Source organism: Yersinia antarctica (assembly GCF_056636475.1).
The window spans coordinates 4,214,304-4,240,821 of record NZ_JBSJQF010000001.1 but is presented as its reverse complement, the minus strand read 5'-3'; the positions used below and the strand labels follow the sequence as shown (position 1 = coordinate 4,240,821).

Genomic DNA, 26,518 nt, shown 5'->3' with positions numbered 1-26,518 from the left:
CGTAAAAATTTGAGGAGGCGGGTGGTTCCAGAGGGGAGGCCCTTTGTCCTCAAACCTCCCCCACCCCTAGCCCTGCGCCTCGTCACCGGTTTCGGAACGCATCCATTAGCTCACGGTCACGCTCCGTCATGCGCTTGCCTGTGGCTTGCTTAGACGCCTTGCGATGGCTCTGTATAAAACCCTCGCGACTACGCTGTAACTCGTTGATTAATCGCTGCATCTCTTCTTCACACATTTTTGTTGTACTCATATATCCAATCGTTGCGATGTCTGGCGGCTTCCTCTTGCTCACGGAACTTACCCGCTTTGCGCTGCTGTTTGGTTAGCGGGTCTTGCGTGGTGGTCTTACGACTGTGGCAACTGGCACACAAACCTTGATGATTACTTTCAGGCCAGAACAACACGTCACTCTCGCCATCAATCGGAATGATGTGATCAACTATCTTGGCTGGGGTGTAGGTGCCTTTCTTCTCACAATCGACACATAAGGGATTGGCTTTCAGATACATCAGGCGGTACTTGCCCCAACGGTTGGAATAACCGCGCGTGGTGCGGGTGCCTCGGTTGGCTGTAACCTGCGCGTTGGCTTCACGTTTATGCTCAGCACAGCGCCCAGCATTTACCCGTGAGCGGCATCCAGGATAACTACAGCGCTTAAGTGGATGAACTGGCATCAGTACACCCCCGGATCACGATAAGTACTCCACAATGCAGAAATAGTCAGAGGCACTTCTGATTTATCAACATCCGCTACCATCTCTCTATTTTCATAGAGAAAGCTGATATACATCAGACATCCAACCTTGATCGCCGGAGTGAACTCCAAGCCAGTATCAAACCGTTTACCGATATGGGTCTGGCTAACTTCCAGCGCGGCGCTAAGATAAAGTTTCAGGGTAACGTCATCCAAGTCACCATCAATTCGACAGTGTTCCTTCACCTCGTCTAAGGTAATTAAATCGGCCATTATTTATCTTCCTCACTCGTATTCCCTTTGACTTCAACCGTTTGTTTCCATGCCTGACTGAATTCTTCACCACCGGCATACGCTGGCATCCCCTCACGCTCACGCGCTTCATTCGGAGACATCACGCCAGATTTAATGGCGGTTTCGTAACTGCGAAAACGTTCTTGAGGATTGGCCCGTAGCAAGTCAGCAGTATCAAACTCCACCTGATAGCGAACCTGAATCGGGTGACTGGCCACCAGAAGAGAGGCTTTAACCTGTTGCTCAAAATTAGTTAGCCAGGGGCGCAAGGTCTGAGACAGAAAAGCGCGACTCGCCTCGCTAAAATTGCTGTAGGTGCTGTTGGAATACTCTTGCAGGAATATCGGGCTGATATTGAATATCCGGGCAATGTCTTCAATGGTGAAGCGGCGAGAGGCCAACCACTCAGCATCCTGATTGCTCATGCCTAACTGTTCGTACTTCATGCCGCCTTCGATAATCGGCGTTTTACCGGCGTTCCGTGCGCCTTTGTAACGTTCCAGTGCTTCCAATGCCTTAGCGCCTTTTGGCCCGTCTAACCAGTCACCGGTTGTCAATACGCCGGACGCCATCAGGCCGTTATTCATCACCGACGAACCATGACGTTGTTGAGCCAGTCCAAGCCCAACGGTTTCACGGCAGACAGTGATCGGAGAACGCCCAAGGAAACCATCTTCAGTAGCATGTCGCAGGTGCAAGATTTCTTCTTGAAGGTACGTTTTTACCGTGCCGTCTGGGTGCGTAATGGTGTAGGCGAATCGGTGATTGCTCAGTCGCTTGGGTACCACGGCGCGAGGCGGGTAAGAATGCAGTGATTGCGGCTTGCCATCCTTGCCCCAGTCGATAACCGCATAGGCGTTACCGTTCAGCAGACAATGACGCATCATCGTGCGCTTGAACTGGTAAGGTGTCTGGCAGTCATTCGGGTATTCATTCAGCAGGTAATCAACTGGATGCTCCGATAACCATTCTCTTTTCTCATTCTGAACTCGGTACAGGTAACATGGCATCGAGGCCACCGCTTCGCTGATAACGGTCACAGCATTCATAACAGCCGGCAGAGATTCAGCAGTAGCAGCAGACACATGTTCACCAGCTCCCGTATTGGGGATGCCAGCCAGCGCCATAAACTCATCAATGGTCATTGCTCGGCTTTCGGTCTTGCGTTTGAACGGCCACATATCACAACCCCGCCAGATAAGCCCAATAGGAGCGCACGGACAGATCCACCAGCTCCGGGTGTTGGGCTAACAGTGAGCGCTTAGCAATCTGAACATCCGTTTCACGGTAGGCCGGTAAGCTGGTCACGGTGATTTCCCGTAGCTCTGCCACCAACACAGTACGGACATAAGGCAGCTTGGTACTGTCCCACTGGTCTTTTAATGCTCTGAAACCAAAGCTCATGCCTGATATATCGCCACGCTCAACCATCGTCAGCACATCACGGCCTAGCTGAGTATCGGGCGGGGTTAATTCAAAACGCAGACCGGTAGCATCTTCATTCAGTACCAGGGTATTTGACTGGGTGCGACCTAACAGCGCGGTTAAGTCATGCTCAAACAAAGCACGAACATCGGTACCGGCGGCGAGGCTGGCTTTAAAGGCATTGGGGGCAAACTGCTCTACAAACTCATCCCACAACACCTCTGAGCGGCTATTCCATTTCACGGCATAGCCCACTAACTTTTTATCGCTGGTGGATAAGCTGGCGGTGCGGATCTCAAAATCGGTATCTTTCATTGGTGAACTCCCTGACAAAAAAGGGGCCGTAGCCCCTGTTGCTTACTCTGCGATTTCGAGAACTTTGATCGCGTTGGAGTCCACCAGCCCACCGCCCAGATACTTATCAGTGTGCACCTTGTAGAAGCCCGGTTCGGTGATATTGTCGGGACGGGTACGGGTGCCAGTTTCATGATCGACAATGAAATAACCGCGCTTGAAGTCACCTATCGCAATAACCGGCTTACCTGGTTCAGCATCGGGCATATTTTCCAGATAGCGCACGGGATGGCCCAGCAACATATCCGGATCACCAGCTTGCAGACGGTCACGCCAGATATAATCACCATTACCGTTTTTCAGCTTTTGCAGCATGGCGGCGCTGTTGGAGTTCATCACCCATACAGCATTTTTGCGGTAGCGGCGGCGCAGTTTGAAGACCAGATCAATCAGTTCGTCAGCGGTGGGGGTATCACCAGCAGCAACCATTTTTTCCAGCGTTCCGAATGGGCGAGCACGGTCACCGGTAGCGGCACGAGGATAGGACAAGAAGCCTTTGGCCTTTTTGGTACCGTCACCGTTAACCAGGTCGGTTTCTTCGGTTTCGATAAAGGTGTCGCTGATTTCTTCGGTCAACCAGCCCATGATATCGACATCACTAAAATCAAGGATTTCTTGCGTGGTTTTCGGGTAAGCATAGATAGGGTTCAGCTTGATACTGACCTCTTCCAGCTTAGGCGTCGCGGTTTCGGGACGGGCTTCACCTTCTACGCCTCGACCTACCGCCGCGCCGCCCACGGACACAAGTTTTTTATACTCGTTGGATTTGGTGGTTTTGACGGTGCAAATCTGGCGCATTTCGGACTCATCAGCCAACATGCGCATGATTTCACTGTCCAGCTCAGGGATAACCGAATAGCCGCCGCTCTCATTCACGGTAGTGGATAACATGCGGGTTTCGCCGGTCATGATGTAATGGCGTAACTCGTCGTTGGTCACTTTCTTACCATCGTCTACAGGCTTGGCTTTACCGCCCTGAGTGCGTTCTTCATCAGCAAGGGATTCATAACGGGTGATATCAGTAACTAGGGCATCTGCCTGAACACGGATTTCATCAAACTGGGTGGCTTCTTCGGGGGTAAGGCTGCGTTTTTCATCTTCGGCCTTGGTCAGCAGGGAACGCATTTGCGTGGCTAACTCGGCTTTCTTCTGGCGTAACTCTAACAATTTTTTCATGGTGGTTTCCGTAAGTGTGAATACAGACGGGAAACCAATTCAGGAGGGAAGCCGTTTAACACTTCCAGCGTCTCGCAGGAAAACCCGGCATCGCGCAGGGGGTTAAACGGCTAAAGTGACGGCTCCCGTCGGAGTGTCACCCTTCAAGATATACATGAAAATAATAAAGAAAACCCCTCACATATCGAGGGGTAAGCACAGGTAAACATGAGGACAAAACATTTACAAAACTACTCTTTGGCACAGTCCATAGCATCATCCAATAACCGCCGTTTTCCGGCCAGATGCTCAATAATAATATCCAAATGCTCCTTGCTGGCTGCAAAGATTTCACCAGATAGCTGGTGTCTTAAGAAGCCGTTGTGATCGATAAAAAAGAATGCTTCTCGCTTAACCATGTCTCGGTATTCGCTTAGGGGCATCATTTGTAAATCACTTTTACCGTCAGGAATGCCAAACATATTTTTGTGCTCGACAAGCTTCTGAATACTGACTTTTGAATATGTAATTTCATCTTTATTTTTACTGTTCATAACCAAATCCTCTTATCAAAAAAATAAATTATGCTTTTAGGTCTCCACCTCTCCACCCAAGCCATTTTCACTATATAAATCATTATGATAATGGGTGGTGACTCCTGTTTTAAGTCTCCGTAAGTCACCACTCTAGGCCTCCACCTTTTTAGAAATGGGTGGAGAGGTGGAGACTAGGTGGAGACTCTATTTAAAGGTCTCCACCCATTAACTACATGTTTTATAATATATATTTTACTGAGTGGAGACAGGTGGAGACTTATTCAATAACTTTTACTCTGTACCCCCTGTTGCAGCCGGTAGCCACTCATCGGCATCATCAGCCAGCCGGATGTTAGAGCGCATATTTCCTTTGGTGCTTTTCTTCCTGATGTACTCTTTTCCATACTCAGCCATTGAACCCGGCATATCAGTAGCGAACCGGTTAAGTGAGATCGGCTTACTCAACCCATTACTCTGCATATAAGCAAGATAGGCGTGGTACAGGTACTTCCGTGGGCTGAACGGTATAATGCTAGCATTGCCGATAAACAAGCCGTCACACTGCACCGATGCCATTAGGTAGCCGCAGAAGTCCACCAGCGAGTCACCTTCACGCTTGATAGCCAACGCCTCTTCTGATTTCTGCTGTTCGAACAAAAGCCGCTTAGCTTCTCCCTGATCTGCAAAGCGTGTCAGTAGGTGGCGAATGATAACCGGCAGCTCTGCCTCTATCTTTTCTGACAACATCGGATCACGCTCATTCTCTGGCACCACCTGCGAGAAATTGAAAATAACCCGACGCCGGGATATACCGCCGCTTCGGTCGCTAAATGACATGGCATTATTGTTCACTGCCAAAATAACAGCCGGGATCCGTGTCGAGTAAGGCGCTTTGTGTTTCGGGTCTATCGCGACCTTATCCCCACCTGTGATGGCTTTGATCCCAGCCCCGTCACCGGCATAGCGCGACATATCAGGCATGATGATAAGAGAGTACCCCACAATCAGCGCCCTTTCCCTTGGCTCCTCGAGTGCCTTCATACTGGCCGATACGGTGTTGGCTTTCCCTGCCAGCATGGTGCAGATCTCCGCCAGTACACTTTTACCACTACCACCAGCGCCGGTTATCTCAAGAAATAGCTGCCAGTCATACCGGTTCGCCATCACCATATAGAGTGCTGCCAGTACTCTATCGGCTTTCCGGGCATTACCGGCCGTTGACCAGTTAAGCCACTTCCAGAACGCGGGGGAGTGGGTGGCCAGTGATTCCCCTTTCTCTGCCTGGATAAACTCCACATCACTGGCGATCAATAACCAGTCCTCTTGACGGTGCTCTCTGAATAACCCCTCTCGGGTATCAAATACACCGTTGCTAAACCCAATCAGATTGCGTGCTGTGGTACCCATTATTGGCAGACTCAATTTCATGGTATCAACGGCGTTCTTCATGGCTGGCATGGAGTAAGGAACCCTCGATTCCATAAATATTGCCGCCATCTCACGCGACAGCGCCTTATCTGAAACAGGTTGCCAGATTATGCCGTTGTAGTGGTGTACAGCGTCCGAATCGCCATGCACGGCTAAATCACCGTCATAACGGGCCAAAAGCACCTCACCGCGCTGGCTTGGCCCCATTTGGTTAAGTGCCGGGATTACGGCTGGTTCAGCAGTGGGAACTACATTAAATAGAGAATTAATACGCTCATCATTGGCTAACACCGCCACCAGATCAGGACGGCTGATAAATTCCAGTACAACCGCTTCGCGTTTCTCCCGTGCGTATTCCGGTGATTTTGCTGAATGGAAGCCATTGTCGGCTAACCACTCCGGCGTAACCGCCCCAATAGCGAAAGAACCCAGTCTTACCGCCAGGCAATTGAGATGCGTCCCCGTTGTGGTTTGCAGTATGGCTTTTGCTATCACGGCTTTCTCAATCGGGCGACCATTAACCCAACGATAAACACAGGAAAATAGTTCATTGGGCCATTGGTTAACACTAGTCTTCTGTGGCTTACTCATGGCTGTGGCCTCACTGACATGGTGAACTTGCCGATCAGCGGGTGATACCAGTACTTGCTACCGTATTTACGCTTAGCACCCTTGATAATGATCAGCGCCGCTTCACGGAATTTAGCCTCATGCACTGCGTGACCATTGCCATGACGAACTATCATCACACCACAATTTCTCGCCAGTTCTTCCGCTTTGCTGGTGGATAGCCCCATTTCAGCCGCCAGAGTGGTAAGAGGTGCCATCCCTTCCGGTACTGAGCCTTTACGTTGCATGGCAGTTAGTGCCAGCTCGAGGGCCGCAACGCGCTTTTCCAATTCGTTAAATTTCAATGTGCTAATCATTTTTTGGCCCCCTTGCGCTTCTCTTGCTCGAACGCAATAGAACTACCGTTTTGCTCTAGTGCTTGGGCCATGCGGGGAAGGTGTCTGAGTACCGAACCTATTAAATGCAGGTCGCGCATAGCTTCTTCCCCTGAATATCCTTCGCTCTCTGAAACTTCCAGCAGCAGATTGCCGATAACCTGTATCGCAGAATTAATAGCCATACTGGCACCACAGTAGATACTGTTGTGCTCATCTAACTTCTCGTCAGATACCTTGCTAAAATCATGAGTTACAAGAACATGATAAATATCACCCATGGGCAGCCCCTCCCATCTTGTACTTTTTCGCAGCTACTAGGCGGCGCTGACGGTCATGATCGATGTATTCGCAACCCACTGATTCCGCTTCACGCCCAACATTCTCAATGGTTTCCTGCGCCCTGTAGGAGATGAGATTTAGCGCGTCTGCCATCATATGCATGCGTTGATAACATTCTGGGGATTCCATCCAGTGCAGCAACATGTCGGTAATGGCTACGATCTCCAACAATGCATGCTGTGACAGACAATCCATATCTGTGATAGCGGCGCGCAGCACGTTTATCTGCTCATTGGTTTTTAGTTCACGCATGGCTAACCTCCTCGCCTGAAAGATTAATCAGACATTCGGTTGCTGAGTCGACACACTCCGAAGACATTTCAAGCAGTGTTTCAATCTCATGGCTTGAAAGTTCCCAAAGTGAATAGCGAAGTGCACGAATAACCGCACTCGCCTTCTGCGCCTGTTGAAGGGTTGTCATAACTGCCGTCATTTCTGATTTACGCATGACGAACCTCCTGAACTGGCAGACGAGCAGCAAGGGAAAGGATGAAGTGAGCAGACAGAACCTGACGGGCTTCTTTCTCAGTAAAAGCCTCGACCGATAAGCGACAGGGTGCAGCACTGCGATCTGAACGATGCAGGGCCAGAAAACGATACTGATATTTAGGGCGAGTTTGGGTATGATTTAACATAGCTACCTCGATATTCAACCTATCGTTGGTGGTAAGAGGCCCGGTTAGTGGTGAGACACTTCCGGGCTTCGCTGTTTCTACGCCTTGGGAATAACCAAGGTGTCGGACACAGAATAGATGTAAGGTGTCGGACAAGTCAATACTTTCAATGCAGAAAAAAACATGTATTATTGTCGGACACCAATAAACAGGAAAACCAGTGATGGCGACAAAATCTGTAAATGCAAAATCAAAAAGATTTGATGTTCGTGTCCCACACGATATTGCCAACTCAGTTGAAGAACTCAAAGAGGAAGGCGAAAGCATCGGACAATTTGTAGTATCTGCTTTGCAAGGCGAAATCAAACGCCGCCAGCGCAAGAAGGCCAAGGAAGCACCAAAGGGTTGAACTATAGCCCTATGATTTTGTTTCGAGGGTGGGATTCCCCCTGCGGCTAAGCCGGAATTCCTGTTTAGGGTGTCAGCCATTGGCGTAGACTTCCCCCATTGGGGGCAATCCGACATATCAGGTCTATCCAGATTTGGACATACCCACCAGGTAGCGAATGATTTTAAATACGTGGAATTTTCGGTGTGCGGGAATTTGCGAGTATCTCGGTTGAACTGCGCCAATGGCGCGGTTAACTTATAACCGTTGCTCACTTCTGAGCATCCCTTTACTCGCCCAAGATTATTGACCTGATCGATCAGTGTGGTAATCTGGCTTGGCTTAATTTTTCTGTAGTTACATTGGCGGCCTTGCAGGGCCGCTTTTGTTTTATTTAGCCCCTGCATCTTGCACCTCCACCAGCTCTTTATCGTTCGTAAATTTCCCGTCCCAATTACTTTTCATCGGTAATTCACCTTTCAGATAACGCCGGTAAAGCCATGCCGCCCCTTTACGCAATAGAACTGGCTTATAAGCGGTGAAGCCTTCGGACTCTGGCGGGTTAACCGTACTGGCCTTCTCCGTCAGATATCGATCACGCGCATAGGAATAAACCCGCCAGCGCGCGTTATGGCCGTTTAGATTATCGTCATAGACCCATCCAACAGATTGAAGGTAGGCGCTTACCTTGCTGGTGTTGACGCCATTCAGACGCTTACAAAACTGAACAGGGGATAAGCCTTCGGTGAAAAGGCTCTCGAGCTGAGTAATGTATTCGGCTTGTTGATGGGTAATGGCCACCGCTTTATTTTTGGCCTCATATTCATCAGCCCAAGCACGAGCAACAGAAGCTGGATCAGTAAAATCGGGGATGTTTTGTAATAGCGCTGTATTCTGGCGGCTACTGAAATAGCTGTCTTCCATCTTCTCAAAGAATGACCAGGCTTCATCAGTATCAACAATCTTTGACATGCGGGCCGCGCCTTTCTCTGTATATAGCGTTAAGCTGCGAGCCTTGTTCGAAATTTGTGCGTCAATATTATTAGCGCACAAAATTTGTACTTCATCGCCGGTTAGAGTGATCACATGAACACCCTCCAAAAAGCGAGAGCGGTGATTAGAAAGATTGGCGCGGATATTGGATGTCGTAGCGCCATAACCAATAGCTAACGTTTCGGTTGTTACCACCCGGATAGCATTCCACTCAATAACCGGAATATTGACCGGCTGAATTTTGGCGTGAGTTTGTACCTGACCGAATTCGGCCATATCTTTAGTTTTCATATTTCAGACCTTAATTAAGCAGTTTAATTTTGACGAGCAGAAGAAAGATAAGTATCCAGATCGACCTTATGATAAATAACCTTTTTCTTACCAATTTTGTAGAAAGGAATGGATTCGCGGCCAGTACAAGCCCAATTTGCAAGAGTCTGAGGGCTGACACCGATATAATCAGCGGCTTCTTTGCGGGTGAGTCGAGATTTAATAAATTCCATTAGTATCTCCAGTGACGAATAGTGATTGATAGAGATACTTTAATATTCATATTATTACTTTATAAGAGGTGAAAACTACTTAACTGTTTACTTAAGTAGTTTCGCAATTAGCTAAGTACTAAACCACCTGTTTTAGTACTTAATCACTAGATCATAGGTATTTACTTTGGGTTCCACTCCGGGGTTTAACCCTGATTTTGAAAGCCATGTTTTAATGGTATCTATTGTTGGCAATTCTCTACTTTTTAAATACAGATGATCATATATTTTATGACCCATGCTATTAATGCTAGCATTCGGTATATTTTCCCATGTATCTAATGCTATTTTCAATGCCAACTCTTTATGCTTATTTGTCCGCCCTATCCCGCCCTTGCTTGTTATTTTTTTATGTTCTAGCTGAACGGTTAGTTCTTCTATTTTCTTTTCATAGTGTTTTGATATAGAAAACTCAACAGCTAATTTTTGTACCGAACTAGCTAACTCACGAAAGCCAAGCAAGTAAAGTACCCTTGTTGATTTATGGATATCAGCCGAGGATTCAGTCCCAAAAAAATCATTATCGTTAATTAGATTGATCGCTAAACTGTGCCTTTCCTCTAATGAAAGCTTTTGGATTTTTTCATAAGACATAATTTCGCCATGTATCTTGAAACTCATATCTCTATTTCCAGTGGAATCGACACATTCTTTTATAAATGAATTAAAAAAATTGATATCACCCTCTAATTCGCTTAATGTTCTTTTTTTCATTATGCATTCCTTTTTATTTCTTGATTTGATAACTGAAAAAGAACTCGTCTTTTTTCTTCATCATCCATATCTGCTAACAGTGACAACAAACGCTGGTCTATCGCACCGATTTTTTCTACCAACCCTGCATGTTCCAAAATCGCGCGCTCTACCTTTCTGGCTGGCTCCTGCAATTCATCAGCCCCAAAATGTAAGTAGCCTTGGGTTACATCAGCACTTCGTAATGTGCGGTGGTTCATCAACCGTTTAAGAATATATGATCCAACGCCAACCAACTCCGCTACAGTGCCAAACGTGCGCCGCGCATCATGCCACTTGAAAGGTATTAGCAATAATCCGTCAGGGTTAGGAGAAGGGATTGTGGCTTCCGTTATTCTGGCTATTATTCGGCGCGGTTCAGTAATAATTCCTTTCTGACCGGGAAATACATAATGTTGTTCGCCTAATTTGAGCTTGAGCCGCCTACGAAAAAGGTTTAACAACGTGTCAGTAATTGGTAGTTCAAGCGGATCGCCATTTTTGGTAGTATCTATCCAGAAGAAGCGCCCACCAACATTTACCCGATCCCATGTCAGATTAAATACTTCTGATTTTCTTAGGCCCGTAAAAAGCGCCATTTCAATAGCATCGCAGACCGACAAAGCCACATCATCCCTCTCGTCTGCTGATATATTTCTTACCTGGTCAACAGCACTCAACCAACGTCCAAGGTCATAAGTCCTGATTCGCTCTGTTTTTCTTACTGTTCCATGCCACTGCCGTTTAGTGCTGAGAACCATCGTCGGCGGATCTGGTAAGAGGGTTTTACCTTCCTCATCGCGATAGTGGTCATGGGAGAAGCGATAAACAGCCCTTAACGCCCTAGCCCATAGATCCGCTTGCGCCCGACTCCCTGACCCCACACCAGCTCGTAAAAGTGATTTATCTTTACCGAACCACACTGAGCCTTGAGTAACCGCTTTGTGACGGGCTTCAACCCGCTCACGGCTAATATTAGCCATAGGCTGCTTCATCCAATCACCAGAGAAGTTGCCAAGAATAGAACGGTACTGTTTTGCTGTGACGGGTTTCAGGCGGTGGCCACGGTTATCGATGTAGGTTTGTATAGCATCTTCCAGTGTGACCTTGCTCATTGCATGAACACGACGAACATCATTGGGATTTCTGCCATTGGTGGCCACTTCACCAAGCAGCTCTAGAGCCTTGGCTCTGGCGTTCTCGATACTGAGATCAGGAAAACGCCCAAGAGTTGCCCGGATAAACTTTCCATTCCGTTTACGAGAGATGCAGAAACTCTTCACGCCAGAAGCGCCAACACGCAGGATAAGACCATTAACGGCGGTATCCCTGAACTCCAGTCGTCCACCAGCAGGATCTGGAGGCAAGGCCGCTATGCTGGCTTTAGTAAACTTAAAATGATTCACAATACGGTATCCCCAAATAATCGCTTGGTCGCTCTGGGATACTTATGGGATACCTCAGAGCGGTATTAACCAGTATTTATGGGTATTTATACAGTGTCAAGGATGTTGTTAAATAGTTGAAATATAACGAAAGGTATTTATCGGTAACTCATTAATTTGACACTCATAATCGCTTGGTCACTGGTTCAAGTCCAGTAGGGGCCACCAAATTTTAGCTGTTAAATCAGTATATTAAGCCAACTTTCGAGTTGGCTTTTTTGTATCTGGTAACCTGTGTCGCAGCATTTTCTAGGGTGGGTTGCCATTCATGTACTAAAAATTTTATATCTTAGGCTTTGTTAGATTCACGCCATTCAGTAACCATTTCCTTGGTAACTTCTTTTTTATAGCAAATGGGGGAATAACCACCTGCCCGACTCCACGCGCTACGTTTTCCACAACTACTTCCATTGCTGGCAGAGTTAAAAGGACATGGGCAGTTGCCAGGGTACGACTCTATAGACTCGTTGATAATCATCTGTTTTACATGGTCATCAGATGAATTAGTCACTTTGGCGGAAGTAGGGAAAGAGAATAAAACAAACGCTAATGCCAGAATTGATATTGAATATTTCTTAGGGAAAAACATTATTTTGTACTTCCTTGTGAAAAGGAGAGTATTTGACTATCAGTAGAAATCCTTATTGATTTAGATTAATAAATCATCAATTTGATTATAAAATCCTTGGTTACACAAACATTAAAGTGACGCCGCGCTATATTTGCTCAACTCAATGAAGCATAACTGCACAATCTTGAATAGAGACTGTTGAATGGAATCTCACGGATACAATTACACTTTATCTGATTTTATCTGTCTCAGTGGCTAGCCAATTTGAACGAAAATTGTTCAATGCGGATTGGCTGGATATTCTAGTAGAAGAAGAGAAAAGCACCTTGAGATGGCGATAACGTCATCGATTCAGGTTATAGCAATTTACTCATCCCCCAAGCCTCTCGCTTTACCTAATTATCTTAAGATATATAGGTCATTGCTATTTTCTTGCCGAATATTCAATAGACAGTCCCTTCGTTGATGAAATGTTTTAGTCGGCTAAAATTCAACGCTACTTAACGACCTACAATAATTCTCGTACTATAAAATAGCCATCTAACTCTCCGCTGAGATCTGAAAATGTCTGTGCTTACTCACTTTGATATGCTTTTTCAATACAAGGCCTGGGCTGATAAAGAGATCCTCTCCGCTATCGCCAATGTTGATACCGCGGCTTATAAAGATAAACGTCATCTTATGATTCGCCTGATGAATCATATTTATGTAGTTGATCAAATATTTATCGCCAATATTCAGGGAGTTCCCCACCGTTATACTGCGCTGAATACGGTTGAAACACCGCCTCTAGAGGTGCTGAATAACGCCTTTGCTATCAGTGATAATCGCTATCTCGAGTATCTTCACTCTCTGGTTGAACAACAATTGGATGAAATGATTAACTTCAAATTTGTCGATGGGGGAAAAGGGGCAATGAGTAGAAAAGAGATGTTTTCCCATGTTGAGCATCATGGTGCTTATCACCGAGGCGCGGTGGGGTGGCTGCTGTCTGAATGTGAGGTGACACCACCAAAAGATGTGCTAACCCTTTTCTTACGCGACACTTATCAGGCAGAGCAATAATCAATCCCAGAGGCAATTAAATACGTTATCAGTTGATAACGTATTCAGTATAAGAATGCTATGAATTGACCAATTACGTTCTTAAAGCATCAATGGCGGCAGTTGGCATCGATATTACGGATTTGAGACTATTTTCAATACGTTCAACAATTGCCACCCGCGGGCCAGCAAGCCAGCCGTCACTGCTGTAAAAACGTGCCTCAGCATTCACTAATGCCTCTTGACTGTCAAAGGCACGCATCAGGTAATAAGCATCTGGGTCGTGCAGCGATTGACCATAAGCGACGACGTCCATCCCCTCCCTGGCGTGCAAGGGAATGCTGATCTCTTGCATAATTCGGTGGAATTCCACACCACTACCTGGCTTCAATGTGTATTGCAGTATTTCCAGTATCCGAGAATCCATTTTGCCTTTCCTGTCATTAATATCCATTGAGATTATGTTTCCCGCCGCAGATACCTTCCTTACCGCTTAATCACTTTTCCCCGATGGCATTCGCTGGCATCCAATACCTTACCTTTTTGTGAGGATACTGTCAGCTTACTGATGGGATGCCCACTCTGATTATCAACTAAAATAGAGTGCTTTTCGCCAACAGCAAACAAGTGATCTTCGCCCCATTGGCGCAAGCTGACCACAATAGGGAATAATTGGCGGCCTTTATCCGTCAACACATATTCATGGTAAGCACTGCCATCAGAGGCCGGGACTATCATCAGAATGCCGTGTTCAACCAACTCACGCAGGCGACCCGCCAAGATATTTTTTGCCAAGCCAAGGTTATTCCGAAATTCACCAAAACGGCGGATCCCATCAAAAGCATCACGAATTATCATGAGTGACCAGCGATCCCCCAAAACCTTAAGCGCTCTGGCAACCGGGCATTCTTCTGCCCCTATCTGGCCTTCACTCGTTTTAGTCATTCTTTTACTCCGATCATTTGCTGGATAAACTGGTTGCATATTAAAACCACCTCTGTTAAAAATCAATTAAGTGGTTTCAAATAAAAACCAGAAAGGCATCAGGTATTTTTATGTCCATCAGAAAAGAATCAGCAAAGAGTCGCACCCGGCGATTACCACAAACAGCTCTGGCACCACACCTCACATCAATAGTGGTGCCACTCTTGGCGATGGTATCCGCCATGGCGGTCGCCAATGTCTATTTTGCTCAGCCCCTACTCGATACAATGGCAACGGATCTTAACGTTAGTCCGTCGGCGATCGGTCTGGTGGTTACTCTGACGCAGGCAGGGTATGCCTTGGGGCTGATATTCATTGTGCCTTTGGGTGATCTGTGGGATCGCCGAAAATTAATTATCGGGCAGTTATTGTTATCTGCTGTGGCATTGATTTCGGTTAGCCTTGCCCCCACTTTTTCACTACTTTTGGTGGCGATGCTGATTATCGGCCTGATGGCTGTCGTGGTACAGGTGATTGTGGCTTTTGCTGCGGCACTGGCTCCAGAGCAACAAAGAGGCAAAATAGTGGGTAAAATCACCAGCGGTATCGTGTTGGGGATTCTACTCGCGCGCTTTATCTCAGGTACGATGGCCGACTTTGCCGGTTGGCGTTCCGTCTATTTTTGCTCCGCAGCAGTGATGCTATTGATGGTTATTATGCTTTATCGCATTATCCCACCCGTTGCCAAACCGGCTGTATCGTCATATCGGCAGCTACTGCTGTCGCTGTGGGGGTTATTTACCCGTGAGCGCGAGTTGCGTGTACGGTCTACTCTGGCCTTACTGATATTTATGGCTTTTAGTGTGCTGTGGACCGCAATGGTGTTACCACTCAGCAGCCCGCCATACGTATTATCGCCTAGTCAGGTAGGTTTATTTGGGCTGGCAGGTATCGCTGGCGCATTCGCCGCCGCTCATGCGGGGCAGTTGGCAGATCGAGGGTTGGGAGTGAAAACAACGCAAGTCGCCTTGGCGTTACTACTGCTCTCCTGGCTGCCGATCGCTTTTTTGCCTCATTCACTCTGGTGGCTGGTTATCGGTGTCGTGATATTAGATTTTGCCGTTCAGGCGGTGCATGTAACCAATCAGACCATCATATTGGCGCTACGTCCTGATGCCCAAAGCCGCCTGGTTGCTGGCTATATGTTGTTCTATTCCATCGGTAGCGCCATCGGAGCTATCAGTGCAACGATGGTATATGCGAATGCGGGATGGTCAGGTGTTTGTATTCTGGGGGGGATGATAAGTGCCACTGCAATGCTATTTGCACATCTGGCGTACAGGAAATATTCCACAGTATAATTAGTTGAATATCATTGATTTTATTTATACATCTATTGTTCGACCTATACTCATGATAGTTATCGATAACCTAGTTCAGACTATACAGGAGTCATCGTCATGCTGAATATAGATCGGAAATACCTTATGAGCCTTGATGAAAGTACCTTAAAAAAACAACGGATTATCATGCGGGTCATCGCAATCCTGCTATTACTGGGCGGGATCTTTTGCCTTATTAACCCACTGGCCTCCAGCGTTGTTCTCAGCAAAATTATTGGTGTCCTACTGCTACTCAGTGGGATTGCAATGATCGTGGGTATGGTAACCAACCGTTCCCATAATCTTTGGCCAATGGTGACCGGTATTTTACTCGGCATCGCATATATTGTGATGGGTTATGTATTTATTACCAATCCAGCAATAGGGATGATAAGTCTGGCAGTGGTGCTGGCGGTGCTGTTTGCCTTTGGTGGAGTGATGCGGTTGATAACCGGTTTTAGAACATGGGGAATGCCGGGGGCATGGCTACAAATCTTGCTCGGCGTCTTAGATCTGATTATTACCTATCTATTGGTGAGTGCTGGCCCACTGATGTCGATCACCATGGTTACGACTCTGGTCGGGATTGAGATGCTATTTAGTTCATTTAGCTGCTTTATGGTCGCTGGTTTATATAAACAGAATTAATAACACATTATTCGCAGTGGTATCCTGAATTGCGATACCGCTGTCCTGGAAATATTCTCATGTTCGCTACTGATTATCACTACTCAGTTTGTGAACTGCCACTGTGAAATAACAACAACCGACTAATTCTCTCACCCTAGGTAGGCTGCGTGAAACTAACTGATTTTTTAATTGCTCTATGCATTACCGCAATTTGGGGGGCTAATTTTTCGGTAATAAAACTTGGCCTGATTGCCGCAGACCCGCTTATTTTAGCCGGGATTCGCTTCACGCTCTGCGCCCTACCCGCAGTCCTTTTTATCAAAAAACCTGATACTTCATGGCGATACATAATAGGTTACGGCCTACTGTTTGGTATCGGTTTATGGGGTATTGTCAATCTGGGTATTAAAGCGGGTGTCTCCGCAGGAATCGCTTCGTTAGTGCTGCAATTCGGCGCGTTCTTCACCATGATCCTTGGCGCATTGCTGTTTCGCGAAAAACTCTCAAGATATCAATGTATTGGTATCGCCGTTGCGCTCTTAGGGCTTATCAGTATTATTTTCATCAGTGATGGTTCTGTCACGCCTACTGGCCTGATATTGGTATTGTGCGGTGCAGTGGTATGGGGGCTGGTGAGTATTATAATTAAAAAAGCCAATACCAAACAGGTTTTTGCCTTTCTAGTTTGGTCGAGCCTATTTTCCCCTATCCCACTATTTCTACTGAGCTATTTATTTAATGGCTCCAGCGGTTTTACTGAGTTAGCCACCCAGTTCGATGTAACCACGCTGTTCTCTATTCTATTTCAGGTCTATCCCAATACGCTGTTTGCCTATTGGATTTGGAATTCATTACTGACCAAATACCCGGTTTCTGTTGTCGCGCCATTATCTTTGCTAGTCCCGATTTTTGGCCTGCTAGGTTCCGTGATGATTTTTAGTGAAAGCATTCCCGCCGCGAAAATTGTCGCGATGATACTGATTATCAGTGGGCTGATTATCGGCCTCTACGGTAGGCGGCTTATCGGCTTGCTACAGAGGAAATTCTCAATGGCTCCCTAGTTTTGCTGCCACCCAGTAAAATGGCCTGACTGAAGGTGCTATAGTCAGCTTTTATACTCCGACGAGAGCTATTATGTCCCGCAGCCAGCGTCTGCTTGACCTGATTCAAGTGCTACGCCGCCATCGCTATCCCGTAACAGGTGCTGCGCTGGCGGAGGAACTGGCTATCAGTGTGCGGACACTTTATCGCGATATTGCCACCCTACAACAGCAAGGCGCTGATATTGCAGGCGAACCCGGTCTGGGCTATGTGCTGCGCCCAGGTTTTATGCTGCCGCCCTTGATGTTCTCCGAAGAAGAGATAGAAGCACTGGTATTAGGGTCGCGCTGGGTCAGCCATCGTGCGCCAATTCCCAAACGAAATGCAACAAAGTGACCCACCGGTCAGGTACGGATAAAATAGCCGTATTGACCCTGTCGGAGACCCTGTTGCATGAAGGGAAAACATTTGACTCAGCATGAGCGCTTTTACATCGAAAAACGAAAAGCTGAAGGCGTTAATCAGTCCTGCATTGCCAGAGAGCTCGGCGTCTCTCGCTCTACCCTGAGCCGGGAGCTCAGACGTAATACGGACCCCGCCTTCAACGGACTTTACTCCTCCAGACGCGCTGATGCCTTAGCCAGACAACGGCGGGGCGACACCTCGGCACACAATGCCTGTGTCCCTCTGTGCCAGCAGACACAAGACTTTCTCCGGCAGGCGCTGGCTGTACATACCTCCCCTGAGGTTATCTGTGGGAGACTGAAAATCCAGTTTGATATCGCCGTCAGCAAAAATACCCTCTACCGCTATATCCGTTCGGACAGACAGGCTGGCGGTAAGCTTTACCTTCAGCTCCCTCACCGGGGTAAACGCTATCGCTATGATACGGGTGAGCCCGGACGCACGCCCATCCCGGACAGGGTTGGCATTGAGCACAGGCCTGCTGAGGCTGAACTCAAACAGGTTCCCGGGCATGTTGAAATCGATACGATTTTTGGCAAAGACCAGAAGTCATTCCTGCTGACGGTCGTGGACAAAGCCACAAAGCAGGTCATTATCCGTAAACTCCCCAATAAGTGCGCTGAGAGCGTCGTGGAAGCGTTCAGGGACATCGTGGCGAATACTTTCTGCGAGTTTAAAACCCTGACGGCAGATAACGGACCCGAGTTTGCGAAACATAAGGACATCACTCAGGTAACGGGCGCAAAGGTTTACTTTGCCCGGCCTTATCATTCCTGGGAGCGGGGGTTGAATGAGCATACCAACGGTCTGATACGGCGGTTTTATCCGAAAGGAACCGATTTTAATGGCGTCAGCGATGAAGATATTGCGAGACTGGAGCACATCCTCAACACTCGGGGGCGCAAATCTCTGGAATACAGCTCACCGAATGAGGTATTTTTAGAGTATCTACTCGCTGCATAACGCATGATGGTTTGTTGCGTTTCGTTCGGGAATGGGGCGTGGAGATACCCATCTGAGTGCCGCTGCCCGTAATGCTTTGGCGAAAATCGCAGCGGTTTTACCTACAGATTTACGTGACGAATTAGATGCCTCGACACTGCTCATCGGCCCTGTCGGCCATATGCCTGACTGTGAACTGGCGCTACCGGTATTGCGCCGCGCAATCCGTGCCGAGCGCAAAGTGGATATTACCTATCAAGACCTGAAAGGGGCTAACTCATGTCGCCGCATCTGGCCTTTTGCTATCGGTTTTTTTGAACAGGTGCGCGTAGTGGTGGCCTGGTGTGAGCTACGCCAAACCATCCGTAACTTTCGCGCGGATCGAATAAGCGCTATTTCTCTTACGGATCAACGCTATCCTCAGCGCCGACAGCTGTTGCTAAAACAGTGGCGGGAAGCGGAAGGCATCGATGATCAGTCGCTGCTGTCGACACCACCAAAACCGTAGTTTTTTATTGTCACTACAAATCAATAATCACTACTGACAGAAACTGTCAGTATGCCCCGCTAGGATAGAACCCAGTTAAGCGATATTCGGTTAACAAAAAAACTATCCATTTGATGACATACCTAAAGTATTTGGAATTTCAGGTAGGCCGGTCGAGCACCGATTTGGGCGCTGCAATTTCAAGTACCAAAGGGATAAGGGGAAAAACCATGGCAGATCCGAATTTCATTATTCTTTATGTTGATAGCCCGGCCAACAGCGCTACGTTTTATGGTGACTTGCTGGCAAAGGCACCGGTAGAACTTCACCCAACCTTTGCCATGTTTGCACTGGATTCAGGGGTAATGCTGGGCTTATGGTCAAAACATACGGTTGAACCGGCGGCGACAGCCACGGGCGGTGGCGGTGAAGTGGCTTTTGCCCTGACCGATAAAGCGGCGGTGCAATCGTTATATAATGACTGGCAACAACGCGGCTTACCTATTTTGCAACAACCATTACAGATGGATTTCGGCTATACCTTTGTGGCTTTAGATCCTGATGGCCACCGCTTGCGGGTTTTTGGTGACTGATTAATAGCCAAGTTATAAATAGCCATCGCGAGAAACGAAGGGGATATACTTTATAGGTATAATTCCTTCGTTTAATACTTCATGTTACTGCCCCTTCCCTGATGTCATATTCATGACGGCTATCACAATCAGCACACTGCGATTTCCCAAGTTGCACTGCACCGTCTAAATTTGAATAAAAAATCTCATCCGACCACTTGCTGCATTCGGCCAGAGCGGCAGAGACATAACAATAACGGTTTGGTGATATTGCGCAGATTTACGTTGCTGCAATATAGCCAGAATGCACCCGATGGAGACTGCAATGTTAGCTTACCCTCACCTGCTCGCGCCCCTTGATCTTGGCTTTACTACCCTGAAAAATCGCGTATTAATGGGTTCGATGCATACCGGGCTAGAGGAATTACCCGATGGACCTCAACGTTTGGCCGCATTCTATGCTGAGCGGGCCGCCGGTGGTGTCGCCCTGATTGTCACCGGGGGTATCGCCCCCAATAAGCAAGGCGTGGTGTATCAGGGGGCCTCAGTATTAAATGATGCGGCGCAAGTCCCCCATCATCAAATCGTGACGGATGCAGTACATCAGGCGGGCGGTAAGATCGCGCTGCAAATCCTACATGCCGGCCGTTACAGCTATCAGAAACACCCCGTGGCTCCTTCCGCATTGCAAGCGCCGATTAACCCCTTTACCCCACAGGCATTGAGTAGTGATGAAGTACGGCAAACTATTGCCGACTTTGCCAACTGTGCACAGCTTGCCAAACAAGCGGGTTACGATGGTGTCGAGGTGATGGGATCTGAGGGCTATTTGATTAACCAGTTCCTCGCTGCCAGAACTAATCAGCGCGATGATGACTGGGGCGGGGACTTTACCCGCAGAATGCGCTTTGCCGTAGAAATTGTGCGGGCAGTCCGTGAGGCGACCGGAACTGATTTTATACTGATTTACCGCCTTTCGATGCTTGACCTGGTGGAAGAAGGTTCCAGTTGGCAAGAAATTGAACAATTGGCGCAGGCGGTTGAACAGGCCGGTGCCACCCTGATTAATACTGGCATTGGTTGGCATGAAGCACGTATTCCCACTATCGCTACCATGGTGCCACGGGCCGGATTCAGTTGGGTGACGCGCAAATTGATGGGGGCAGTGGCTATTCCGCTGATCACCACTAACCGCATTAATGACCCTGCGGTTGCTGAGCAGGTACTGGTTGATGGTTGCGCGGATATGGTGTCAATGGCGCGCCCGTTCCTCGCTGATGCGGCGTTTGTCCAAAAAGCAGCACAACATCGGGCCGACGAAATTAACACCTGTATCGGCTGCAATCAGGCCTGTCTGGACCAGATTTTCGAAGGCAAACTCACTTCATGCTTAGTCAACCCTCGCGCGTGCCGTGAAAGCGAAATGCCCATACTCCCCACAGAAACACCAAAACGGTTAGCCGTCGTCGGTTCCGGGCCGGCCGGACTGGCTTTCGCCGTTACCGCTGCCAGCCGTGGTCATCAAGTGACGCTATTTGATGCTGCAACAGATATCGGTGGCCAATTCAACATTGCCAAGCAGATCCCAGGTAAGGAAGAATTTTATGAAACGCTGCGCTATTTCCGCCGTCAGTTGGTGCTCCATGGTGTTATTCAGCAGCTAAATACCTCGGTACAGCCACAGCAGTTGGCTGATTTTGATGAAATTATCCTCGCCTGTGGTATCCAGCCACGCCTGCCAGCTATCAAGGGGATTGAGCATCCGAAAGTCCTTACTTATCTGGATGTATTGCGCGATAAAAAACCGGTCGGTGAGCGCGTGGCCATTATTGGTGCGGGGGGAATTGGTTTTGATACCGCCGAATACCTCAGCCAATCCGGTGATTCCAGCAGTCTGGACAGTGCTGCATTCAGTCGCGAATGGGGCATCGATCAACATTTGGCACATCGTGGCGGATTATCCCCGACGGGGTCCAAAGTGCATCCGTCACCTCGACAGATTTTCTTGTTACAACGGAAAACCAGTAAAGTGGGTGAAGGCTTGGGTAAAACCACCGGTTGGATCCACCGTACCAGCCTGGCGATGCGTGGGGTGAAAATGCTTAACAGTGTGAGTTACGACAGCATTGATGATGAAGGTTTGCATATCACCCGTGCAGAACAGGCGAGCTGTTTACCCGTCGATACCATCATTATCTGTGCGGGCCAGGAACCGCGTAGGGAATTACATCAGCCCTTGCTGGATATGGGAAAAACCGTGCATCTGATTGGTGGCGCTGATATCGCCGCTGAGCTGGATGCACGCCGGGCAATTGATCAAGGGACGCGTCTGGCGCTGGCTATATAAGCAGGAATAAGCAAAACAGGGGGTGGCATGACCCCCCCCTGCGGCTTCAAGCAGGGAATACCCAAAGTAAGTGGAGTCGCAGGTAGGCAGCAAGTGAACAAACCCCGATGAGCTTACATAAGTAAGTGATTCGGGTGACAAATCTGCCGGGAGCTGATTTGAACGCTGCTTGCAGCGGCCTCAACGAGGTGAGGCCCATGGACGGGCCGAGTAAAGAACGTAGCTAACACCCCTGTGGCTTCAAGCAGGGAATACCCAAAGTAATTGGAGTCGCAGGTAGGCAGCAAGTGAACAAATCCCGATGAGCTTACATAAGTAAGTGATTCGAGTGAATGAACGTAGCTAACACCCCTGCGGCTTCAAGTACGAAGGGTATTTAGAAATCGCTATACGACATATCAAGACTGCCGCTACCACCACCCTCGGAACGGGATGATGCCGTTTTCACTGCTTTCAGCACCATAAATTTCTGGTTTGAATCTAATGTTTCGCAGTTACCGAACAAACGTTTAAGTTTGTGGAAATAGTCCAGATGGCGATTACCCACAATCATCAGTTCCCCCCCCACCTTCAGACAACGTTTAGCATCACAGAACATCTGCCAGGCCACATGGTCACTGACCGCATGCTGTTGGTGGAACGGAGGGTTACATAGCACCAGTTGCAGGCACTCACGCTCAACACCGGCCAAACCATGGCTTACCATGAATTCACAGCGTGGTAAGTCTTGTGGGCGGTTATAGGTGATATTCAGCTCACTGGATGCAACGGCCATATAGGACTCATCGACAAACAGCATTTCTGCCAATGGATTTTGTTCCAATGCAATTAAACCGACGACACCATTACCACAACCCAGATCCGCGATTTTGCCCGCCACATCATACGGCAGGATCTCCATAAAGAAGCGCGCACCGATATCCAAATTATTGCGAGAGAAAACGTTAGCATGGTTATGGATGACATATTCGGTATTCGCCAGCGGCCAATCGGTGGTTTCCGGCGCATCTGCCAGTGGAATATCTGCCACTTCGCAGTGAATCAGGCGGGATTTCTTCCACGCCAGCGTGGTTTTGGTCGGGCCAAGAATTTTTTCGAACAATTGCAAAGTTGAATTATGCACATCGCGGGATTTCGCCCCAGCAATAATCACCGTATCTGGGGCTACGACCAGGCGCAATGCGCGTAATTGCTGCTCCAACAGCGCCAAAGCTTTAGGGATCTTAATCACCACCAGCTTAGGAGCGGCGGGTAACGCATCAATACTGCTTAATAGGGTAACGGCATTTTCATCTAACTGATTTAACTGCACGTTATGCGTCGTCGCCAACTGGCTCATATAAGAGTCACTGACACTGAATGGACGATAAGCATGTAAAGCGCAGGCCAGCGTTCCAAACTGATCATTAAATACCAGCACCGGGCGGCCATCAATTTGGCTTAAGTCAATGTTTTGTAGCAGATATTCATCTGCTGCTTCCCACGCCTGTAGGGTATTGGAATTTTCTTGTGGTGGAAAACGCTCAAGCTCAAGGCTTTGCGTTCCCAGTAAGAGTTGGCTCATCACCGCTCCTGAATAATAAATTTGGGCTGTTTATCCCCTAAAACGGGCGATCAGTAAAATGTTTTTTTGCTTAAATGACATTTTAGCAAGGCCAAAGCTAGCTAAAAGGCAGAAATGCCAGAGGCATGACCTGATAAGCAATCTGACCAATAGCTCAACATAGCTTAATCAATGGCGTATTTTACCCTGATACCAATCATTACCAAAGCTTACTTTCATGTTAACTCATTATCAAATGACTCAAATTCTTTTGGCTCAATATAAAATACCCAACCAGACGAACTTAAACAGTTTATTAATTATATATTATTATTTATTCACATAACAAATTAAATAATTAATATATCATTATTTAATTAAATCGCATCAAAAATTATATTTATTTTAACCAAATTCAAATGCAACACATTGAGAGGAAACCAATGTTTGTCGTTGGAAAATAATATATCTCGTCATTGATAAATTTTTAACATTAATTACCAGGAAGGTAAATAAAAAATGTATATGTCAAATATTACTCAGCCCGATAGTGGCAAAGAAACACTGCAACCTACTGACGCCCATTTATCACCTTATCGTATAACGCCTTGTGCTAAAGCTATTGGCGCTCTGTTATTAGTATTGGGTAGCACAACTGCCTGGGCTGATAGTAAAGATAGTTTACTCGATGAAGTAGGTGCTGTATTTACTGAAGCCAGCGATCTCTTCCAGGCGATAAAACCCGTTGCTGCTAAAGTGCTCTCCCCAGAGCCTATTGCTCAAAAACAACAGCAGCTACAAGAGAGAAAAAAACCGAAAGCAGGCATCAATATCCCACGAGCGGATATCGTAGACAATATAGCTAAATCAACACTTGTCATTGGCCACAATCCGCAAGCCGGTAGCTATCTTGCCAACCAAATGGCTGCACAACAGATGTTTATTACTGACGACCTACAGCATCGCCAAGGAGAAACTCCCTACATTGACCCAATGACGGGCGAGCAAAAAGTTACCGGCATGTGGTTAAACACCAATGGGGCGATAACCCGCTTTAGCTCCGGTCAGGACCAACTCCACACCAAAGGCACCCGCTATTCAACTCAATTAGGGGGCGAAATAAGCCAATGGAGCAGCGGTGAACATGATCTAGGAATTCTGGGAATAACTGCCGGTATCGGTAAAGCCAGCAGTCGTAGCAATTCCACCACATCTCAGCATCAAGCTAATGGGTCTGTAGTTGGCTATAACTTAGGGTTATATAGCGTCTGGCATGCCAACAACATCAGTCAACTTGGGCCTTATATTGGTTTACTTGCACAATACGGAATGTTTAATAATCAGGTTAAGGCACCAGAAGTCGTCACCGGTGCGAATTATAAGTCTTATATATTCACCTCGGCGTTAGAAACAGGTTACAAAATTCAATTGATCGAAAAAGAGAAGGCTAAGTTATTTGTACAACCGCAGGCGAAAGTATTGTTGCAACGTAGCAGTGGGCTGCAACATAAAGAACTCACCGGGCCACAGATAAAGATAGAAGAGCACAATACGGTTACGACCAAATTAGGATTACTTACAACGCTAGAACTTGGCACTGATACTTTATCTACTACTAACACCTTAAAAATCAAACCGTTCATTGAAACTAATTGGATAAATAGCAACGGGAATAAAGGGCTATTACTGGATGATGCCCATATTACACCGCAAGGAATTAACAACATTGCTGAGTTGAAACTAGGTGTTGAGGGCAAGTTCAATAACAACCTTAAGCTATGGAGCCACCTTGGTCAGCAGTTAGGTAAGCACAATTACTCAGATACCCAAGCGACTTTGGGTATCAATTACCAATTTTAAATTAGTTAGATACTAATTTCTTAACGAAAAACCAGTACCAGCAAAGTGTAACGTGATGCTGGTACTGATACTTTTTATTTAAGTCATTAGATTTGGCCCAACTGCACAATAGGATTTTGTCTAAACGATGGGAAAACGTTATTATCGGCCCATATCAGCCATCAATTGATTGCCTAACTTAGCCAGAGCAAATACATATGCAGGAACTGACTTATCTGCAAGGTTATCCCGAAAACTTACAGTCTCAGGTACGCCAACTCATCACCGAGCAGCGTCTGGGGAATGTATTACGTCAGCGCTATCCACAATCCCATGATTACAATACGGATAAGATGTTGTATCAATACACGGTTGATTTAAAAAACCAGTATCTACGCAACGCTCAGCCGTTAAGTAAAGTGGCCTACGACAGTAAAATTCAGGTGATGAAGCATGCTCTCGGCCTGCATACCGCAATTTCCAGGGTGCAAGGTGGCAAATTGAAAGCAAAAGCAGAGATTCGGGTCGCCACTGTGTTTAAAAACGCGCCAGAAGCCTTCCTAAAAATGATAGTGGTTCATGAATTGGCGCATTTGAAAGAGAAAGATCACAACAAAGCATTCTATAGTTTGTGCTGCCATATGGAGCCGCAATATCATCAGTTAGAGTTTGACACTCGCCTCTATCTGACTCATTTGGATCTGTTTGGTGCGATTTATTAGTATTTGATTTACAAAGCCATACCGAATAGATTTCAAGGGGCAGACAGGCGGCAAGCAAGTGAACATAGCGCCCCCTGTAACGTCAAGTACGAAGGGAATTCGCCAAGAAAATCTCCCTGTGGG

At 47.2% G+C, this 26,518-nt stretch carries 32 protein-coding genes and 1 pseudogene; 12 read left to right on the top strand and 21 right to left on the bottom strand.

The annotated features are described in order from the left end of the window. Positions 1–82: 82 nt before the first annotated feature. From ACWJJO_RS19670 to ACWJJO_RS19610, 13 genes are all read right to left on the bottom strand, one after another. Entirely contained in the window at positions 83–250 is a 168-nt protein-coding gene (locus ACWJJO_RS19670) for a hypothetical protein (RefSeq protein WP_481091436.1), read from the bottom strand. After that, positions 228–674: an HNH endonuclease signature motif containing protein gene (locus ACWJJO_RS19665; protein WP_481091435.1), complete on the bottom strand. Its 447-nt coding sequence runs from the start codon at positions 672–674 to the stop codon at positions 228–230. The genes ACWJJO_RS19670 and ACWJJO_RS19665 overlap by 23 nt, the downstream gene beginning before the upstream one ends. Further along, positions 674–967, bottom strand: a complete 294-nt coding sequence (locus ACWJJO_RS19660; RefSeq protein WP_481091434.1) for a head-tail connector protein — start codon at positions 965–967, stop codon at positions 674–676. Before ACWJJO_RS19660 ends, ACWJJO_RS19665 begins: the two co-directional genes overlap by 1 nt. Continuing rightward, a complete protein-coding gene (locus tag ACWJJO_RS19655; protein ID WP_481091433.1) occupies positions 967–2,169 on the bottom strand; it encodes a phage portal protein in 1,203 nt (400 codons plus the stop codon). The genes ACWJJO_RS19660 and ACWJJO_RS19655 overlap by 1 nt, the downstream gene beginning before the upstream one ends. Position 2,170: 1 nt before the next feature. Further along, positions 2,171–2,728, bottom strand: a complete 558-nt coding sequence (locus ACWJJO_RS19650) for an HK97 family phage prohead protease (protein ID WP_481091432.1) — start codon at positions 2,726–2,728, stop codon at positions 2,171–2,173. Between the two features lie 42 nt (positions 2,729–2,770). Beyond that, positions 2,771–3,943 (bottom strand): phage major capsid protein, encoded by a 1,173-nt coding sequence (locus ACWJJO_RS19645; protein ID WP_481091431.1) that lies wholly within the window; start codon positions 3,941–3,943, stop codon positions 2,771–2,773. 230 nt (positions 3,944–4,173) lie between these two features. Next, positions 4,174–4,476, bottom strand: coding sequence for a hypothetical protein (locus tag ACWJJO_RS19640; protein WP_481091430.1), 303 nt, complete (start codon positions 4,474–4,476; stop codon positions 4,174–4,176). A 273-nt stretch (positions 4,477–4,749) separates the two neighbouring features. Continuing rightward, positions 4,750–6,477: a DNA primase family protein gene (locus ACWJJO_RS19635; RefSeq protein ID WP_481091429.1), complete on the bottom strand. Its 1,728-nt coding sequence runs from the start codon at positions 6,475–6,477 to the stop codon at positions 4,750–4,752. Next, positions 6,474–6,812: a hypothetical protein gene (locus tag ACWJJO_RS19630; RefSeq protein WP_481091428.1), complete on the bottom strand. Its 339-nt coding sequence runs from the start codon at positions 6,810–6,812 to the stop codon at positions 6,474–6,476. The genes ACWJJO_RS19635 and ACWJJO_RS19630 overlap by 4 nt, the downstream gene beginning before the upstream one ends. Beyond that, positions 6,809–7,111: a hypothetical protein gene (locus ACWJJO_RS19625; RefSeq protein ID WP_481091427.1), complete on the bottom strand. Its 303-nt coding sequence runs from the start codon at positions 7,109–7,111 to the stop codon at positions 6,809–6,811. Before ACWJJO_RS19625 ends, ACWJJO_RS19630 begins: the two co-directional genes overlap by 4 nt. Further along, a complete protein-coding gene (locus ACWJJO_RS19620; RefSeq protein ID WP_481091426.1) occupies positions 7,104–7,424 on the bottom strand; it encodes a hypothetical protein in 321 nt (106 codons plus the stop codon). The genes ACWJJO_RS19625 and ACWJJO_RS19620 overlap by 8 nt, the downstream gene beginning before the upstream one ends. Further along, positions 7,417–7,620: a hypothetical protein gene (locus ACWJJO_RS19615; protein ID WP_481091425.1), complete on the bottom strand. Its 204-nt coding sequence runs from the start codon at positions 7,618–7,620 to the stop codon at positions 7,417–7,419. Before ACWJJO_RS19615 ends, ACWJJO_RS19620 begins: the two co-directional genes overlap by 8 nt. Continuing rightward, positions 7,613–7,807: a host cell division inhibitor Icd-like protein gene (locus ACWJJO_RS19610; protein WP_048618050.1), complete on the bottom strand. Its 195-nt coding sequence runs from the start codon at positions 7,805–7,807 to the stop codon at positions 7,613–7,615. The genes ACWJJO_RS19615 and ACWJJO_RS19610 overlap by 8 nt, the downstream gene beginning before the upstream one ends. A gap of 202 nt (positions 7,808–8,009) precedes the next feature. Between ACWJJO_RS19610 and ACWJJO_RS19605 the strand changes: the two genes are divergently transcribed. After that, positions 8,010–8,195: a YlcI/YnfO family protein gene (locus ACWJJO_RS19605; protein WP_427226051.1), complete on the top strand. Its 186-nt coding sequence runs from the start codon at positions 8,010–8,012 to the stop codon at positions 8,193–8,195. Between the two features lie 369 nt (positions 8,196–8,564). Here ACWJJO_RS19605 and ACWJJO_RS19600 read toward each other — a convergent pair whose 3' ends face one another. The 5 genes from ACWJJO_RS19600 to ACWJJO_RS19580 form a co-directional block, all read right to left on the bottom strand. After that, the gene (locus tag ACWJJO_RS19600) at positions 8,565–9,458 is read right to left on the bottom strand and encodes an ORF6N domain-containing protein (protein ID WP_481091424.1); all 894 of its coding nucleotides are present in this window, start codon (positions 9,456–9,458) and stop codon (positions 8,565–8,567) included. Positions 9,459–9,481: 23 nt separating this feature from the next. Further along, positions 9,482–9,670, bottom strand: a complete 189-nt coding sequence (locus tag ACWJJO_RS19595) for a helix-turn-helix domain-containing protein (protein ID WP_481091423.1) — start codon at positions 9,668–9,670, stop codon at positions 9,482–9,484. 132 nt (positions 9,671–9,802) lie between these two features. Next, positions 9,803–10,423 (bottom strand): hypothetical protein, encoded by a 621-nt coding sequence (locus ACWJJO_RS19590; RefSeq protein ID WP_481091422.1) that lies wholly within the window; start codon positions 10,421–10,423, stop codon positions 9,803–9,805. Continuing rightward, complete coding sequence (locus ACWJJO_RS19585) at positions 10,423–11,847, bottom strand: integrase arm-type DNA-binding domain-containing protein (RefSeq protein WP_481091421.1); 1,425 nt, start codon at positions 11,845–11,847, stop codon at positions 10,423–10,425. The genes ACWJJO_RS19590 and ACWJJO_RS19585 overlap by 1 nt, the downstream gene beginning before the upstream one ends. A gap of 328 nt (positions 11,848–12,175) precedes the next feature. Next, positions 12,176–12,475, bottom strand: a complete 300-nt coding sequence (locus ACWJJO_RS19580; RefSeq protein WP_083162358.1) for a hypothetical protein — start codon at positions 12,473–12,475, stop codon at positions 12,176–12,178. Positions 12,476–13,021: 546 nt separating this feature from the next. Between ACWJJO_RS19580 and ACWJJO_RS19575 the strand changes: the two genes are divergently transcribed. Next, positions 13,022–13,522 carry a DinB family protein gene (locus tag ACWJJO_RS19575; protein WP_083162356.1) on the top strand — a complete coding sequence of 167 codons (501 nt, stop codon included), beginning with the start codon at positions 13,022–13,024 and terminating at the stop codon, positions 13,520–13,522. Positions 13,523–13,595: 73 nt separating this feature from the next. On the opposite strand, the gene ACWJJO_RS19570 is transcribed toward ACWJJO_RS19575, so the two are convergent. Beyond that, positions 13,596–13,928 carry an NIPSNAP family protein gene (locus tag ACWJJO_RS19570; RefSeq protein WP_083162354.1) on the bottom strand — a complete coding sequence of 111 codons (333 nt, stop codon included), beginning with the start codon at positions 13,926–13,928 and terminating at the stop codon, positions 13,596–13,598. Between the two features lie 59 nt (positions 13,929–13,987). Beyond that, entirely contained in the window at positions 13,988–14,446 is a 459-nt protein-coding gene (locus ACWJJO_RS19565; protein WP_083162352.1) for a winged helix-turn-helix transcriptional regulator, read from the bottom strand. Between the two features lie 110 nt (positions 14,447–14,556). Between ACWJJO_RS19565 and ACWJJO_RS19560 the strand changes: the two genes are divergently transcribed. The 8 genes and pseudogenes from ACWJJO_RS19560 (at position 14,557) to ACWJJO_RS19525 (ending at position 22,291) form a co-directional block, all read left to right on the top strand. Continuing rightward, positions 14,557–15,786 (top strand): MFS transporter, encoded by a 1,230-nt coding sequence (locus ACWJJO_RS19560; protein WP_102970529.1) that lies wholly within the window; start codon positions 14,557–14,559, stop codon positions 15,784–15,786. 99 nt (positions 15,787–15,885) lie between these two features. Next, positions 15,886–16,455: an HdeD family acid-resistance protein gene (locus tag ACWJJO_RS19555; RefSeq protein ID WP_032907485.1), complete on the top strand. Its 570-nt coding sequence runs from the start codon at positions 15,886–15,888 to the stop codon at positions 16,453–16,455. Between the two features lie 149 nt (positions 16,456–16,604). Continuing rightward, positions 16,605–17,498, top strand: coding sequence for an EamA family transporter (locus tag ACWJJO_RS19550; RefSeq protein WP_372569682.1), 894 nt, complete (start codon positions 16,605–16,607; stop codon positions 17,496–17,498). 73 nt (positions 17,499–17,571) lie between these two features. Beyond that, positions 17,572–17,841, top strand: a pseudogene (locus ACWJJO_RS19545) (helix-turn-helix transcriptional regulator); the annotation flags it as partial. Positions 17,842–17,931: 90 nt separating this feature from the next. Beyond that, a complete protein-coding gene (locus ACWJJO_RS19540; protein WP_481091420.1) occupies positions 17,932–18,906 on the top strand; it encodes an IS30 family transposase in 975 nt (324 codons plus the stop codon). Between the two features lie 31 nt (positions 18,907–18,937). Further along, entirely contained in the window at positions 18,938–19,393 is a 456-nt protein-coding gene (locus ACWJJO_RS19535; protein WP_481091419.1) for a helix-turn-helix transcriptional regulator, read from the top strand. A gap of 209 nt (positions 19,394–19,602) precedes the next feature. Next, positions 19,603–19,965 (top strand): VOC family protein, encoded by a 363-nt coding sequence (locus ACWJJO_RS19530; RefSeq protein ID WP_442847504.1) that lies wholly within the window; start codon positions 19,603–19,605, stop codon positions 19,963–19,965. 304 nt (positions 19,966–20,269) lie between these two features. Continuing rightward, positions 20,270–22,291, top strand: coding sequence for an oxidoreductase (locus ACWJJO_RS19525; RefSeq protein ID WP_420072768.1), 2,022 nt, complete (start codon positions 20,270–20,272; stop codon positions 22,289–22,291). Positions 22,292–22,667: 376 nt separating this feature from the next. Here the strand turns inward: ACWJJO_RS19525 and rlmG are convergent, their stop codons facing one another. Further along, positions 22,668–23,855, bottom strand: coding sequence for a 23S rRNA (guanine(1835)-N(2))-methyltransferase RlmG (gene rlmG, locus ACWJJO_RS19520; protein ID WP_481091418.1), 1,188 nt, complete (start codon positions 23,853–23,855; stop codon positions 22,668–22,670). Between the two features lie 498 nt (positions 23,856–24,353). On the opposite strand from rlmG, the gene ACWJJO_RS19515 reads away from it, so the two are divergent. Both ACWJJO_RS19515 and ACWJJO_RS19510 read left to right on the top strand, forming a co-directional pair. Further along, a complete protein-coding gene (locus ACWJJO_RS19515) occupies positions 24,354–25,694 on the top strand; it encodes an autotransporter outer membrane beta-barrel domain-containing protein (RefSeq protein WP_083162344.1) in 1,341 nt (446 codons plus the stop codon). A 197-nt stretch (positions 25,695–25,891) separates the two neighbouring features. After that, entirely contained in the window at positions 25,892–26,395 is a 504-nt protein-coding gene (locus ACWJJO_RS19510) for a M48 metallopeptidase family protein (RefSeq protein ID WP_005192896.1), read from the top strand. Positions 26,396–26,518 lie beyond the last annotated feature (123 nt).

Bases quoted from the DNA above. Each gene is read 5' to 3' on its own strand.
- ACWJJO_RS19670 (WP_481091436.1), bottom strand. From the start codon at position 250: ATGAGTACAACAAAAATGTGTGAAGAAGAGATGCAGCGATTAATCAAC.
- ACWJJO_RS19665 (WP_481091435.1), bottom strand. From the start codon at position 674: ATGCCAGTTCATCCACTTAAGCGCTGTAGTTATCCTGGATGCCGCTCA.
- ACWJJO_RS19660 (WP_481091434.1), bottom strand. From the start codon at position 967: ATGGCCGATTTAATTACCTTAGACGAGGTGAAGGAACACTGTCGAATT.
- ACWJJO_RS19655 (WP_481091433.1), bottom strand. From the start codon at position 2,169: ATGTGGCCGTTCAAACGCAAGACCGAAAGCCGAGCAATGACCATTGAT.
- ACWJJO_RS19650 (WP_481091432.1), bottom strand. From the start codon at position 2,728: ATGAAAGATACCGATTTTGAGATCCGCACCGCCAGCTTATCCACCAGC.
- ACWJJO_RS19645 (WP_481091431.1), bottom strand. From the start codon at position 3,943: ATGAAAAAATTGTTAGAGTTACGCCAGAAGAAAGCCGAGTTAGCCACG.
- ACWJJO_RS19640 (WP_481091430.1), bottom strand. From the start codon at position 4,476: ATGAACAGTAAAAATAAAGATGAAATTACATATTCAAAAGTCAGTATT.
- ACWJJO_RS19635 (WP_481091429.1), bottom strand. From the start codon at position 6,477: ATGAGTAAGCCACAGAAGACTAGTGTTAACCAATGGCCCAATGAACTA.
- ACWJJO_RS19630 (WP_481091428.1), bottom strand. From the start codon at position 6,812: ATGATTAGCACATTGAAATTTAACGAATTGGAAAAGCGCGTTGCGGCC.
- ACWJJO_RS19625 (WP_481091427.1), bottom strand. From the start codon at position 7,111: ATGGGTGATATTTATCATGTTCTTGTAACTCATGATTTTAGCAAGGTA.
- ACWJJO_RS19620 (WP_481091426.1), bottom strand. From the start codon at position 7,424: ATGCGTGAACTAAAAACCAATGAGCAGATAAACGTGCTGCGCGCCGCT.
- ACWJJO_RS19615 (WP_481091425.1), bottom strand. From the start codon at position 7,620: ATGCGTAAATCAGAAATGACGGCAGTTATGACAACCCTTCAACAGGCG.
- ACWJJO_RS19610 (WP_048618050.1), bottom strand. From the start codon at position 7,807: ATGTTAAATCATACCCAAACTCGCCCTAAATATCAGTATCGTTTTCTG.
- ACWJJO_RS19605 (WP_427226051.1), top strand. From the start codon at position 8,010: ATGGCGACAAAATCTGTAAATGCAAAATCAAAAAGATTTGATGTTCGT.
- ACWJJO_RS19600 (WP_481091424.1), bottom strand. From the start codon at position 9,458: ATGAAAACTAAAGATATGGCCGAATTCGGTCAGGTACAAACTCACGCC.
- ACWJJO_RS19595 (WP_481091423.1), bottom strand. From the start codon at position 9,670: ATGGAATTTATTAAATCTCGACTCACCCGCAAAGAAGCCGCTGATTAT.
- ACWJJO_RS19590 (WP_481091422.1), bottom strand. From the start codon at position 10,423: ATGAAAAAAAGAACATTAAGCGAATTAGAGGGTGATATCAATTTTTTT.
- ACWJJO_RS19580 (WP_083162358.1), bottom strand. From the start codon at position 12,475: ATGTTTTTCCCTAAGAAATATTCAATATCAATTCTGGCATTAGCGTTT.
- ACWJJO_RS19575 (WP_083162356.1), top strand. From the start codon at position 13,022: ATGTCTGTGCTTACTCACTTTGATATGCTTTTTCAATACAAGGCCTGG.
- ACWJJO_RS19570 (WP_083162354.1), bottom strand. From the start codon at position 13,928: ATGGATTCTCGGATACTGGAAATACTGCAATACACATTGAAGCCAGGT.
- ACWJJO_RS19565 (WP_083162352.1), bottom strand. From the start codon at position 14,446: ATGACTAAAACGAGTGAAGGCCAGATAGGGGCAGAAGAATGCCCGGTT.
- ACWJJO_RS19560 (WP_102970529.1), top strand. From the start codon at position 14,557: ATGTCCATCAGAAAAGAATCAGCAAAGAGTCGCACCCGGCGATTACCA.
- ACWJJO_RS19555 (WP_032907485.1), top strand. From the start codon at position 15,886: ATGCTGAATATAGATCGGAAATACCTTATGAGCCTTGATGAAAGTACC.
- ACWJJO_RS19540 (WP_481091420.1), top strand. From the start codon at position 17,932: ATGAAGGGAAAACATTTGACTCAGCATGAGCGCTTTTACATCGAAAAA.
- ACWJJO_RS19535 (WP_481091419.1), top strand. From the start codon at position 18,938: ATGGGGCGTGGAGATACCCATCTGAGTGCCGCTGCCCGTAATGCTTTG.
- ACWJJO_RS19530 (WP_442847504.1), top strand. From the start codon at position 19,603: ATGGCAGATCCGAATTTCATTATTCTTTATGTTGATAGCCCGGCCAAC.
- ACWJJO_RS19525 (WP_420072768.1), top strand. From the start codon at position 20,270: ATGTTAGCTTACCCTCACCTGCTCGCGCCCCTTGATCTTGGCTTTACT.
- rlmG (WP_481091418.1), bottom strand. From the start codon at position 23,855: ATGAGCCAACTCTTACTGGGAACGCAAAGCCTTGAGCTTGAGCGTTTT.
- ACWJJO_RS19515 (WP_083162344.1), top strand. From the start codon at position 24,354: ATGTATATGTCAAATATTACTCAGCCCGATAGTGGCAAAGAAACACTG.
- ACWJJO_RS19510 (WP_005192896.1), top strand. From the start codon at position 25,892: ATGCAGGAACTGACTTATCTGCAAGGTTATCCCGAAAACTTACAGTCT.